Origin of the sequence: Isobaculum melis, assembly GCF_900111355.1 — a bacterium.
Classification (GTDB): Bacteria; Bacillota; Bacilli; order Lactobacillales; family Carnobacteriaceae; genus Isobaculum; species Isobaculum melis.
Map to the genome: position 1 here is coordinate 50513 of NZ_FOHA01000015.1, position 12427 is coordinate 62939.

Here is a 12427-nt window from a genome sequence, read left to right on the forward strand (position 1 = left end):
TATATTTATATTGGAAAAACCACAATCGTTTGATTGTGGTTTTTTATTAGTCGTCATCGTCATCAACAGAGAATGAAATGTTTCCGCTAGACGTTCTTAATTTAATTTTAGCTGAACCTTTACCGAATGTTTTTTGCGATACATTATCCATATTATCTAATTGAATATAACCACTAGAGGTTTTGGCTTCAATCGTTGCATCTTTAGGCTCATGGTCTAGAGAAAGTTCAATATTTCCAGAAGTCGCTTCAAAATCAATCTCTTGATCTAACCTATTATTTGACAAATAAATATTTCCAGAAGTAACATTTCCTTTAACTGTTCCAAATAAATCCTCGAGGATAATATTTCCAGAACGTGCTTCAAAAGTAATTTTATTGGCAATAATGTCATCTAAGTCAATATTGCCAGAAGTAGTTTTAACTGAAAGTTTATCTGTACTTAAGTCAGAGATTTCTACATTTCCGCTGTTTGTTACGACCTTCACCTGTTTCATTGAAAGCTCATCATCAATAATTAGATTAGCAGAGGTTCCTTTAATTTCAAGATTTTGAATGGATTTTGGTAAATAAATATCTACCTTTACATTTGGACTAAAATCAAATTCCATAAATAAAAGATCAATCTCAAAGTCAAATTGGTCAAAGAAACCTGGTGGGGTAGAAGTGACAAGCATTTCTACTTTGTCTTTTGAATAATTTGTCTTAATCGGTGTTCTTTCAAGGTCTGTTCCTGATAAAAATACTTCAATTTGATCAGAATTTGTATAATGAATGGTAGTATCTCCACGATTTCCAATGTCTAGAGTAAGGGTATCGAGATTTTTTGTTTCATAAGTTTCTTCATAATTCTGGATATCACGCCTTACTTTTGTGAAATTAAGTCCAACGCCAACTGAGCCAATAATGATTAGAAGAATAGCTAATGAAACAATAAAGCTAGTCTTTTTCTTTTTCATGTTTAGTATCCCCCTCTAATTGCTCGAATATTCCATTTTATATAAGCTGCACATGCTTTAAAGAAGAACTTAGTAATAGGAACGATAAGAAGCAATAGAAGTAAACCAATGCCACATAAAATTAATGAGGCAAAAAACTGGAACATTGCATAAGATGAAAGTTCACCCACAGCCACAACAATTCCTATAATTGGTGAAAGAATGAAGCTTGTGCTGACAATCCATGCTGCAAAAATCACACTAATAATCGCAATGATAGGCGCAAGGATAAAGATTAGGTTAAAGAAACCAAGGGCAATTGCGACAAAAATTCCTCTAGTAGGAGATGCAGTTCGGTAAGGGGGCTCTCCAGCATATTGTGGACCTGAATAGCGTTGTTGTTCAGCTTGAGTTGCTTCAAACTCCTCCCAATCTCCTTTGCTAAATTGTGGTGCCTGTACTGTTGGTCGAATGTTGTGTGCAACAAAAATTCCTTTTGCAATATCTTTTGGATTTCCTAATTCTTTTGAAATCAGTTCCTCAGATTTTCCTGCTTCTATTTCTTGCTCAAAAACAGATTCATAATAGGCTAATGTATCTTCCAAGATTGGAGATGGAACGCCTCTAAGACTAAGCTTGAGTGAAATTAAAAAATGTTCTTTATTCATATGAGCAACCTGTTCCTTTCTAAAAAAATCTATTGATTTAACAGCTCTTTTATATTTCTTAATATATCAAATATACAGGTTAGAAAAGTACAATACAAGCGGTATTCGAAAAAATGGTACTAAAGTATGAGTGGCTGTACACCCCTATATGTAGGGCTTTTTAGTGCATAAGAGTGAAAAAAATAGGCTTGAGGATTTTATTGAGGAAACTTAGTCTTTTCTTAAGAAACTTGTTGTATAGTGAAAGTACCTTTAAAAGAGAAAGGGGATTAGATTAGATGCAAATGATTGAATATGAGCAAGCAGGTGTTTATGAATCAGGTTTAATTAAACAGATTTCATTTCCTACAATTATTGTTGAAACTGAAGAAGGTCAAGAGATAGAGATAAAAGCAACTAAAAAACAAAAAAGCGATCCACTATTCTGGCGCGCCTTAACCGATATTTGGCAGGCTAAAATTTGGCTACCATTTCATGTTGGCTTAAAACAATTTAGAGATTCGGATTGGGTCGTTGAAATGGCCTAAAAAATAACGTGTCATCAGTTACTATAAGAGCTGATGACACGTTATTTTTAGTTGATACAGGTCACACCGGTTTGATTCATCGAAAGATTTAATAAATTAAAATCAGGATAACGACATTGTAAAGCTTGCTGGAAATCAGCTAAATGCGTAGTTGGTAGAAGCGTTAAAACGCTCGGCCCAGCCCCACTAATACAAGTGCCATAAGCATGAAATTGATGTGCTAAGTCTTTGATAATATCAAAGTGTGGAAGTATTTTTTTTCGATAAGGTTCATGAAATAAATCAGCTTCAAGCAATTGACCAGCAGTTACTAAGTCTTGGTTCAATAATGCCGCAATCATCACATGACCAATTGATGCACCCGCCACGGCTTCTTTATAAGGAAGTGCTGCAGGTAATAAGCCTCGACTTTCAGTAGTTAGTAATTCAGTAGGAGGAACAGCCACTATGATGCCACAATCAGGAAATTGTCCTTGCTGATAATAGACTTGATCTGCAACAGAAGTAGCAATGACAAATTGCCCTAAAATAGCAGGAGCCACATTATCGGGATGCCCTTCTTTTTTGACTGCCAGTGCTAATTTTTCAGCAGTAGTCAGCTCTAGTTGACCTAATTGATTGGCTAGTTCAATTCCTGCAACAATCGCTGAAGAACTACTACCTAAACCACGAGCTGTTGGAATATCAGAATGAACCACTAAATGATGGGGCTGTAAATCAGGTTGGATAGACAAGGCTGTTGCCACAATTAAATTTGTTTCATCTGTTGGAATGTCTGCCCCTAATTGATGTTCAATCAACCAAGTTGTTTGGGGTGAGCCAATATCTAGTGTTAAAAATAAATTAAGTGCAAGTCCCAAACAATCAAAGCCAGGCCCTAAATTAGCAGTAGTAGCAGGTACTTGAATACGCACTAATCCTTCACCCCTAGTCTTAAATGCTGACGCATATCTGCAACAGTATCCATTTTAGCAATTGGAATATCATGAACAGCTAAAGCGGTATCTGGATCCTTTAAGCCATTTCCTGTAAAGACACAAACGACCGTTTCTCCTGCCTGAATCAGTCCTGCTTTCACATGTTGAATCACACCAGCTAATGAAGCAGCAGAACCAGGTTCAATGAAGACACCATCTTGTTTAGCCACCTTTTTATAAGCATTGATAATTTCATCATCCGTTACTGAATGGATATAGCCCTTAGACTCATCTCTTGCAGCTTCTGCTAAAGCCCAACTAGCTGGATTTCCAATCCGAATCGCTGTTGCAATTGTTTCTGGTTGAGCAATAGGAGCACCTTGGACAATTGCAGCCGCGCCTTCAGCTTCAAACCCATGCATTCTAGGTAAAGCAGTTTGATGGGCAGCATGCCATTCTTTGAAGCCTTTCCAATAGGCAGAAATATTCCCTGCATTTCCAACTGGAATCGCTAAGACATCAGGGGCTTGTGTCAGCTGTTCACAGATTTCAAAAGCAGCTGTTTTTTGTCCTTCTAAACGATAGGGATTGACAGAATTTACCAAAGTGACCGCTTCTGTTTCAGCTAATTCTCGAACAGCTGTTAAAGCTTCATCAAAGTTCCCTTTAATGGAAATAATGTCTGCACCATACATAACAGCCTGTGCGAGCTTGCCAAGGGCAACTTTTCCTTCTGGAATGACAATATAAGCTTTTAAGCCTGCACGTGTGGCATAAGCCGCCGCAGCGGCACTAGTATTTCCTGTAGAGGCACAAATGATGGCTTTCGCACCTTCTTCTTTGGCTTTCGCAACAGCCATCACCATCCCACGATCTTTAAAGGAGCCTGTAGGATTTAAGCCTTCGTATTTGCCATAAAGATTGATGCCTAACTCCTTTGATAAGCTTGGTAAAGGAATGAGTGGTGTATTTCCTTCTGCAAGGGAGATAAGTGGTGTCTTTTCATTGATTGGTAAATAATCTTGATAGGTGGTTAATAGTCCTTTGTACATATTGATTCCTCCAAAACATCAAATCTGGCTTTTAGCACCATATCTGAGTCAGATTCTAGCCCTGCGATTGCCTGGTCTAGTTGTTCTTTACTACCTTGATGAGTAATAATAATAACCATTGCTGAATTTTGGTCAAAGGGCTGTTGAATAATTTGCTCAAAGCCAATTTGATGAGCAGCAAATAATTGCGTTAGTTTAAGAAATGTTCCAGTTTGATCCGTCATATTTAAGCGTAAATAATATTTAGCTTGAATGTCTTCTTTGGCAGTCAATTTTGTTTCATGTTGATAATGACTAAAGCCATCACCAGTTGTATGCATTCGAATGTTTTTGGCAACTGTGATTAAGTCACTTACCACACTGGTCGCAGTTGGTAATTCACCCGCACCTGGGCCATAAAACATCGTTTCACCAACGGAAGACCCTGTCACAAAGACCGCATTATTTTCGTTATTTACACCTGAAAGTGGGTGTTCATTTGGTAAGAGCATTGGTCCAACCATACCATGGATTGTTCCATTTTGTTCTTCTGCTGCACCAATTAATTTGATGGTATAGCCTAGCTGATGGGCAATCTGGATATCGGTTGCTGTAACAGAACGAATACCACCTGTGCTAATTGCGCTTAGAGGGAGGTTCATGCCGAAAGCAAGTCTCGATAAAATAACCATTTTTCTAGCAGCGTCAATCCCATCTACATCATTTGTTGGATCAGCTTCAGCAAAACCAAGTGCTTGTGCCTCAGCCAGAACTGCTTCATAGGATAAGCCATTCTTAGCCATTTTGGTAAGCATAAAGTTGGTTGTTCCGTTAACAATACCCATCACTTTTTTGATATTATCTGCAGCTAAGCTGTCAACTAATGCTCTTAGAATGGGGATACCTCCAGCAACACTAGCTTCATAATATAAATCGCAATGATTTTCTTTGGCAACTTGAGTCAATTCATTCCCATGTAAAGCGATGAGATCCTTATTGGCTGTCACAACATGTTTTCCCTGTTTAAGTGCTTGTAAAATATAGTCTTTTGCGGGCTCAATACTTCCCATGACTTCAACAATAATATGGATTTCTGGGTCCTTTAAAATCGTTTCTACATCTGTTGTTAAGTGGATATCTGTTTGGTTTTGATGCTTTTCAATTTGTCTAACAAGTGCGGTTTTGATGCCCATTGTATAACCAGTTACTTGAGAAATTTTCTCTTGGTGTTCTTTTAGAATATGCAATACACCACTTCCAACTGTACCCAGTCCTAAGATACCAATGTTTAATCGTTTTTTCATGAAGGGTTCCTCCTTTGGTTTATGTGAATTTGATTAAAAACCTTTGATACAGTATAACAAAAATATAGGAAGAATAGGCATTTATTTTAAAAAAAGGGGAGATACGTATAAAAATAGCAAAAAGAGAATATCCCAAAGATTAAATTTTCCTCATTTTTTATTGAAAAACATCGTGCTTTAAGGTAAAGTCAGAACAATCTATTTTTGGAGGAGGGCTTTTAGTTGGATAATATGAAGCAAAAAATTGAGGTCGCAATGGGTAGAAGATTGGCTGATTTAGTCATTAAAAACAGTCAAATAGTCAATGTTTTTACGCAGACCTTAACACAAGGTGATGTCGCTATTTTTAATGGAGAAATTGTTGGCATTGGTTCTTATGAAGGGGTAGAAGAATTAGATGGTACAGGAAAATATCTTGCGCCGGGTTTAATTGATGCACATATGCACATTGAATCTTCCTTAGTTTTACCAAGTGAATTTGGCAAAGTATCCTTAGCTCATGGGGTGACTGCTTTAATAACAGATCCACATGAAATTGCAAATGTTTATGGCGTAGATGGACTAAAATTTATGCTAGAGGACAGTCAAAAAAGCAAAGCTGATATTTATACGATGCTGCCTTCTTGTGTGCCTGCGACTCAATTTGAACAAGGCGGTGCTGTGCTTCATGCAGCAGATTTAAAACCCTTTTATGACAATAAACAAGTATTAGGTTTAGCTGAAATGATGAATTATCCAGCAGTTTTAGCTGGAGCTGATGAAGAGGTTGAAAAGATGCACGATGCTTTATCTGCAAATAAAAAAGTGGATGGTCATGGTGCAGGGTTAACCGCGCAGGAGCTGAATGCTTATATTGGCGCTGGGATTAAGACCGATCATGAGTGTACAACAATTGAAGAAGCTGCGGCGCGTTTGGAACGAGGTATGTCCGTTTTAATTCGCGAAGGCTCTGCGGCAAAAAATGCGCTGGCATTATTTCCAATTGTGCAAGAAAAAAATATGAGACATTTTATGTTCTGTACAGATGATAAGCATTTAGATGAAGTTTATGAAGAAGGCAGTATTGACCATATTGTCAGAATGGCTATTCAAGCGGGAATTCCACCTGTTATGGCGATTACAATGGGGAGCTATAATGCTGCGACTTGTTATGGCTTGGAAACTATTGGGGCAATTGCTCCAGGGTATCAAGCCGATTTCGTTTTATTAAATGATTTAGCCAGCTTCGATATTGCTCAGGTCTATAAAAATGGTGAATTAGTTGCAGAGGCAGGTGTTTATTTACCAACTGAGGAAACGCCAAGCTATGCTTTTCCTCCATCTGTGAATATTCAACCACTGACAAAAAATGATTTAGCTTTAACAATTCCTTCAGGCTATCAAGGGAGAATGATTGGTGTATTGCCAAATAGTATTGTCACTGAGCCAATTGTTGAGGCGGTTGAGACAGATGCACAACATTTATTTGTTCCTTCATTAGAAAAGGAGCAATTGAAAATAGCTGTGATAGAACGACATTTTGCTTCTGGAAAAATTGGCTTAGGGATTGTGAAAGGCTTAGGTTTGAAAAGAGGAGCAATTGCCACCACAATTGCCCATGATTCACATCATTTAATTGTTTGCGGAACAAGCGATGAAGAGATGCTATTCGCTGTTTCAGCATTAGAAGAAATTGGTGGTGGAATGGTCGTAGTTTGTGAAGGTAAAGTGCTAGCTAGCTGTCATTTAGAAATAGCAGGACTCTTATCTGCCAAACCATGGCAAGCTGCAATGAAGGATATTCTTGGGATTAATGAAGCAGTGAAGCAATTAAAAGAGGTCGATGATTTTCATATGATGTTGACGGTATCGTTTTTAGCTTTGCCGGTGATTCCAACCTATAAGATGACGATTAATGGATTGTTTGATGTACGAAGTTTTAACTATGTAGAGGTTGCAGTGCCACCAAAAAGTGAGTAGTTGAGAACGACTATCATTTAAGGGCTTTGTTAAGGTGTTTTTGAAAATTAGTGTTATGGTTAAGGAAATAAAGGGAGGTTTTTATATGGAATTAAAAGACTATGGTAAAGAACCAATCGCGTTTAATATCGAAGAGGCAACCCTACAAAATGACCGTTACCGCACCACTTTATGGACAGGTGAACATTTTCAAATTACCTTAATGAGCATTCCACCAGGTGGCGGCGATATTGGGATGGAAATTCATTCTCATGTAGACCAATTTTTACGTCTAGAAGCTGGTACAGGTAAGGTTGAAATGGGAAAAGAAAAGGATCAGATTACGGTTAGTCAAGTAGTCAAAGCAGATGATGCCATTGTGATTCCAGCAAATACTTGGCATAATGTGACAAATATTGGTGATGTTCCTATGAAGCTATATTCAATTTATTCTCCACCAAATCATCCATTTAATACTCAAGAAGAGACTAAAAAAGAGGCTTTTGAGCAAGAGGGTTAAACCGTAAAATAAAGAGCAGATAAGTTACCTTGCCAACTGAATCTTGATTCAGCTGACAGCACTTATCTGCTCTTTTTATCTTACTTGTGGTTCAATGATCATTGTTAAGTGGGTTTCCTCGATATGGCAAGAGATTTGATAACCATAGGACATTAAAATTTTTCGGACAATATACAAACCCAATCCATGACTGTCATCATCGTCATCTTCTGAATGAATGGAATAAAAAGGTTGGAAAATTTCATTTGGATCCAGCTGATGTGGCTCTTTCATAGAATTACTAACAATTACTTTTCCGCCATCAGTGTTGATTAGGATAGAAGAGGCAGCAGGACTATATTGAATGGCATTTCCCATCAGATTTGAAAAGACCTTCAATAAGTATTTTTCAGGAATCATTAGTTTTAGCTGGGGATCAACATTTTGAACAATATCCAGCTGTTTATCTTCTATTAAGACTTCATAAAATCCAGAAACAGTTGCTAAGCATTGTGCGACATTGGTATCCCCTTGGAACTGTAGCCCCTCTAATTTTGAGGTTTCAAGAATTTCATTGACTAGCTTGGTCATACTATGCAGCTCTTTATAGCAAATTTGTAAATATTTTTCTTTGTCCTGATATTCAGGGAAGTTTGATAACATGCCTTCAATCATTGTACTCATTGCCATAATTGGTGTTTTCAATTCATGGGTAACACCTTTCATGAAAAATTGACGATCTTTTTCTAAGCGTTGTACATAATGGAATTCTGCTTCAAGCTGTTGTAAGGTGTTTTTTAATTTGTTATACATATCGGTTAAATTATTTTCAAGTAACTGCATTTCATCTTTGGACTGAATTATTTCAGGTGCTTCATAAGTCAAATCAGACATTTGTTCAATAACTTGATTGATAGATTGAATTTTTTTTGAGAAAAATTTAGCATAAATAATAGACACAATCGCCGAAACAATTAAACCAATGGCCAAAAAGATGGGGAGTGCTCTAAAGAGAATCGCTTGATAATCTTTTGTTGTGACTGAAATCGGATAGGTAACTGAAAGATGAAAAGTTTTTGATTGATATGTGATTGTTTTGTTTTCAAATAACATATTTTTTGAATCGGTTGTTACGACCGTAATCAAATTTTGATCATCTGATGATGGTGGCATCAAAGGGTCATCAGTTACTTGCTGTCTCATAATCAAATTATCTGTATCAGATGGAAGTGAATCTGCTTCAAACACATATTTAGGATAAAGCACTTGTTTTTCATCCTGAATCAAAATTTGATAACCTAGTTTAATAAAAGCATCTAATTTTTCTGGCTGAACCCCTTCATTTTGAATCGTTGTTTCGATTTTATGTACATCTTCTTTAAAATTACTTTTTTGTGTTTCTTCTAAAAAGAACGCAGTAGAAAAATAAAAAACAAGAAATCCAAAAATAAGGGTTAATAAAATAATACTGAGACTAAATAACCAAGTTTTAAGATAAAATGTTAATTGATGCTTCATAATTTCTCCACCTTATACCCAATTCCTTTAATTGTTTTAATCACATCATTGCCTAATTTTCGCCGGATATTTTTAACATGAACATCAATGGTACGGCTATCTCCAAGAAAGTCATAGCCCCAGACAACTGTTAAGAGCTCTTCCCTAGAATAGACTTTTCCTACATTTAAAAACATGGCTTGTAGGATTTCAAATTCTTTGGGTGTCAGCTCAATTTTTTCTCCATTTAAGGTCACTTCATATTGCTGCACAAATAATTGTACAGAACCAATCACAATTGATTGGTTCTGATTGTCATAAATTCTATTTAAAATAGCATTGATTTTAAATAAGAGAATATTCATAGAAAATGGTTTTACAACATAATCCTCAATTCGTTTTGTATAAGCATCAATTTGGATGAATTCATCATCTAAAGCACTGATAATCAAAACGGGTTGCTGCGGTGAAACTTGGCGGATTTCTTGTAAGACTTCCTCTCCATTTTTCTTTGGAAGCATCATATCTAGTAAGATCAGATGAAAGGTCTCTTGTTCAAATAATGAAATGGCTTCTTCTCCATCCTTAGCAGCGGTTACTGTATAGCCATCTTTTACTAAAAAGGTACAAATTGCTTTTTGAATAGATAGGTCATCTTCAACTACTAGAATATGATAGCTCATGCTTCATCTCTCCTTGTTTATGTTATTTTTCCATCACTAATGTGAATGACTTCATCCGCATAGTTTTCTAGTTGTGCGTCATGGGTTACACAAATCACACATTTATTTTCTTCTTTTGCAAGATTTTTAAGCAACTGGATGATGGCTTCTCCTGTAGCAGAATCTAAGTTTCCAGTGGGTTCATCAGCAAAAACAATTTTTGACTGACAAGCAATCGCACGGGCAATGGCTACTCTTTGTTGTTGACCACCAGATAACTCTGTACATTTACGTTTCATTTGAACATCGTTTAAGCCAACTTTTTGCAAATAATCTTTCGCTATTTGTGTATGATTGCCTTTGTTTCCTGTAATTTCTAAGGCAAGTTTGACATTTTGTAAGGGGGTTAAATAATTGATTAAGTTATAGGCTTGAAAGACAATACTATTGTTTCTGCGATAAGCACGTAATTGTCCACCTTTAATTGTTTTATCATCAAGAATAACAGTCCCTTGTTGGGTGGCATTGATGCCTGAGAGTAAGGAAAGCAGGGTGGTTTTACCACTCCCTGACTTTCCAATAATAGCATACATTTTCCCGCTCTCAAAGCTTAAATTAATATTGGATAAGACTTCAGTTGCTTGGTATTTATAAGATAAATTTTTTGCAATTAACATAGGGGTTCCTCCTTATTCTTTAGCTAACATAATGCTTTTAGGGTCTTTTCGTAGTACAAGGGATAATGGAAGTAAGGTTGAGATGAAGACAATGGATATACCCAAAGCGAAGCTTGTTGTTAGGACGCGATTATTTGTGACCGTAACATTGATTTTTTTAATAGGTTCTGCTTCTGTCTGTTCCGATTGTTCACTCCCCATAATCATGAGCGTCTCATTACCATCTTTTTTATTAGATTCAGTATCTTTTTTCAGTGTTTCTACTTCATTCGAAACTAATGAATCACCTATTTTTTCAGCAGAGGCGGAACTTATACCAATGGCTAGACCAAAGGCGCAGATAAAGAGAATCAAAACTTCTGTCAACATTTGTAATACAATACCTACTTTAGATTCGCCCATTGAAAGTAGCACACCGATTTCAAATTTACGGTCGCGGAAGGATAGAATCATAATGAGTGATAAGACTACTACACCTGCAATGCCAGCAATCCATAAAATAATGGTAGAAATACTTGCGACATTATCAATAGCAGCTGTCATTTTGTCATATTGATCAAAATCTGAATTGAAAGAGAAATAATCCCAGTCAATGCTCGTATCTTTTTTTAATTCATTTATTACTTTCCTAATATTTTCCACCTTATCAACTGTTACTTTAATGTTTTCATAACGAATTGATTTACTAGGGTCATCAAGAGTCATCGTTTTTTCAGCTACTTTACTAGTTGTGTAAAAAACATTATCAGGATTAGACATTGGGTTAAATTCCATCATTTTATTTTGTTTGACATTTTGTGTTTCAAAGAAGCCTGAGATTGTATATGTAATATCTTTTGAGGCAGAATCGCCACCTTTAGCTTTAATCGTATCGCCAATTTTTAAGTGATTCTTTTCAGCAAGTTTTTTTGAAATGATAACCGGGTTTTCAGCATCAGATTCATACGGCATTTTTCCATCAACAAGTTTATATTGTTCACTTGCAAAGTTTTCATTGTCTTTTTTTGCATCGAAGCCGTAAATATAATTTGTTGGCATATTGTATCCTTCAGGCATCCCAGACATTGACATACCGCCATCAGGAAATTCATTGTTTCCTACAGTGATTTCTTTTAAATTGGTGTTGATGTAAGCTTGTAAAGAGACTTGCGTATCTGTTACTCCTTTTACTTTTTTTATTTTTTCTAGAAGGTCTCTGTTGATATCAGGAAGTTCTTTTCCTTGGGATTGCATTAATTTCTCCATATTGTACTGTACAGTCATTTCAGCCTTCATTTTATCTTTTGCTTGCTGGCTCGCCTGATCTACTGCTTTTTGAATAGATAGCCCTACTATAATCATTGTTAATACAGTTGTAATTAGTAATAAGACCAAAAATGATTTTCGTAGTTGTTTCCCTACGCTTAAAATTGCTCGTTTAAAATTTCTCAAAATGCTCATTCCTTGTATATTATATTTAAGGTTTTTATCTTCCGATTATAATTGGAGAACCTTATGAACCATTGTAATTTTCATTTGGTATTAACTCAGTTCATCTGAGATAATATAACTATTGGATTGAGAGGTTGTGCCGTTCATTCCTTGAGTCTTTGAACTCGTTCTCGAAAGACTGGCACCTCTCTCTGATTGGCTGTTTGCGAATGAGTTAGATGTTGAAGGTATTAATGCCTTACTCCGTATCTAGAACAAGGTAGTGACGCTTTTCAGACGAGTGGCAATCAATCCAAAATTTTACCCTTAGAAGGTGTTTCTATGCTCTATCTTGGTATT

General features: G+C 36.3%; 12 protein-coding genes. 3 read left to right on the top strand and 9 right to left on the bottom strand.

All coding sequences use genetic code 11. From position 1 onward, the window contains the following. Positions 1–46: 46 nt before the first annotated feature. Positions 47–958, bottom strand: a complete 912-nt coding sequence (locus BMW29_RS10825; protein ID WP_092653257.1) for a DUF4097 family beta strand repeat-containing protein — start codon at positions 956–958, stop codon at positions 47–49. A gap of 2 nt (positions 959–960) precedes the next feature. Then, the gene (locus BMW29_RS10830; protein ID WP_092653259.1) at positions 961–1605 is read right to left on the bottom strand and encodes a DUF1700 domain-containing protein; all 645 of its coding nucleotides are present in this window, start codon (positions 1603–1605) and stop codon (positions 961–963) included. 278 nt (positions 1606–1883) lie between these two features. Between BMW29_RS10830 and BMW29_RS10835 the strand changes: the two genes are divergently transcribed. Continuing rightward, positions 1884–2132, top strand: coding sequence for a hypothetical protein (locus BMW29_RS10835; RefSeq protein WP_092653261.1), 249 nt, complete (start codon positions 1884–1886; stop codon positions 2130–2132). A gap of 47 nt (positions 2133–2179) precedes the next feature. On the opposite strand, the gene thrB is transcribed toward BMW29_RS10835, so the two are convergent. Genes thrB through BMW29_RS10850 form a run of 3 tightly spaced genes read right to left on the bottom strand, consistent with a single transcriptional unit; the run spans position 2180 to position 5384 of the window. Next, positions 2180–3046 carry a homoserine kinase gene (gene thrB, locus BMW29_RS10840; RefSeq protein WP_092653263.1) on the bottom strand — a complete coding sequence of 289 codons (867 nt, stop codon included), beginning with the start codon at positions 3044–3046 and terminating at the stop codon, positions 2180–2182. Beyond that, a complete protein-coding gene (thrC, locus tag BMW29_RS10845; RefSeq protein WP_092653266.1) occupies positions 3046–4101 on the bottom strand; it encodes a threonine synthase in 1056 nt (351 codons plus the stop codon). The genes thrB and thrC overlap by 1 nt, the downstream gene beginning before the upstream one ends. Further along, positions 4083–5384, bottom strand: a complete 1302-nt coding sequence (locus BMW29_RS10850; protein ID WP_092653268.1) for a homoserine dehydrogenase — start codon at positions 5382–5384, stop codon at positions 4083–4085. The genes thrC and BMW29_RS10850 overlap by 19 nt, the downstream gene beginning before the upstream one ends. Before the next feature lie 231 nt (positions 5385–5615). On the opposite strand from BMW29_RS10850, the gene ade reads away from it, so the two are divergent. Both ade and BMW29_RS10860 read left to right on the top strand, forming a co-directional pair. After that, a complete protein-coding gene (ade, locus tag BMW29_RS10855) occupies positions 5616–7343 on the top strand; it encodes an adenine deaminase (RefSeq protein WP_092653286.1) in 1728 nt (575 codons plus the stop codon). 85 nt (positions 7344–7428) lie between these two features. Continuing rightward, complete coding sequence (locus BMW29_RS10860; RefSeq protein WP_092653270.1) at positions 7429–7842, top strand: cupin domain-containing protein; 414 nt, start codon at positions 7429–7431, stop codon at positions 7840–7842. 75 nt (positions 7843–7917) lie between these two features. Here BMW29_RS10860 and BMW29_RS10865 read toward each other — a convergent pair whose 3' ends face one another. Genes BMW29_RS10865 through BMW29_RS10880 form a run of 4 tightly spaced genes read right to left on the bottom strand, consistent with a single transcriptional unit; the run spans position 7918 to position 12088 of the window. Next, positions 7918–9339 carry a sensor histidine kinase gene (locus tag BMW29_RS10865; protein WP_092653272.1) on the bottom strand — a complete coding sequence of 474 codons (1422 nt, stop codon included), beginning with the start codon at positions 9337–9339 and terminating at the stop codon, positions 7918–7920. After that, the gene (locus BMW29_RS10870) at positions 9336–10001 is read right to left on the bottom strand and encodes a response regulator transcription factor (RefSeq protein ID WP_092653274.1); all 666 of its coding nucleotides are present in this window, start codon (positions 9999–10001) and stop codon (positions 9336–9338) included. The genes BMW29_RS10865 and BMW29_RS10870 overlap by 4 nt, the downstream gene beginning before the upstream one ends. A 17-nt stretch (positions 10002–10018) precedes the next feature. Then, a complete protein-coding gene (locus BMW29_RS10875; protein ID WP_092653276.1) occupies positions 10019–10657 on the bottom strand; it encodes an ABC transporter ATP-binding protein in 639 nt (212 codons plus the stop codon). A gap of 12 nt (positions 10658–10669) precedes the next feature. Then, on the bottom strand, positions 10670–12088 hold the full coding sequence (locus BMW29_RS10880) for an ABC transporter permease (protein ID WP_177165753.1): 1419 nt from the start codon (positions 12086–12088) through the stop codon (positions 10670–10672). Positions 12089–12427 lie beyond the last annotated feature (339 nt).

What these genes read in the sequence shown, in the direction of transcription:
- BMW29_RS10850 (WP_092653268.1), bottom strand. Translation starts at nt 5,384, where the DNA reads ATGAAAAAACGATTAAACATTGGTATCTTAGGACTGGGTACAGTTGGA.
- BMW29_RS10825 (WP_092653257.1), bottom strand. Translation starts at nt 958, where the DNA reads ATGAAAAAGAAAAAGACTAGCTTTATTGTTTCATTAGCTATTCTTCTA.
- BMW29_RS10830 (WP_092653259.1), bottom strand. Translation starts at nt 1,605, where the DNA reads ATGAATAAAGAACATTTTTTAATTTCACTCAAGCTTAGTCTTAGAGGC.
- BMW29_RS10860 (WP_092653270.1), top strand. Translation starts at nt 7,429, where the DNA reads ATGGAATTAAAAGACTATGGTAAAGAACCAATCGCGTTTAATATCGAA.
- thrC (WP_092653266.1), bottom strand. Translation starts at nt 4,101, where the DNA reads ATGTACAAAGGACTATTAACCACCTATCAAGATTATTTACCAATCAAT.
- BMW29_RS10870 (WP_092653274.1), bottom strand. Translation starts at nt 10,001, where the DNA reads ATGAGCTATCATATTCTAGTAGTTGAAGATGACCTATCTATTCAAAAA.
- BMW29_RS10865 (WP_092653272.1), bottom strand. Translation starts at nt 9,339, where the DNA reads ATGAAGCATCAATTAACATTTTATCTTAAAACTTGGTTATTTAGTCTC.
- ade (WP_092653286.1), top strand. Translation starts at nt 5,616, where the DNA reads ATGAAGCAAAAAATTGAGGTCGCAATGGGTAGAAGATTGGCTGATTTA.
- BMW29_RS10835 (WP_092653261.1), top strand. Translation starts at nt 1,884, where the DNA reads ATGCAAATGATTGAATATGAGCAAGCAGGTGTTTATGAATCAGGTTTA.
- BMW29_RS10875 (WP_092653276.1), bottom strand. Translation starts at nt 10,657, where the DNA reads ATGTTAATTGCAAAAAATTTATCTTATAAATACCAAGCAACTGAAGTC.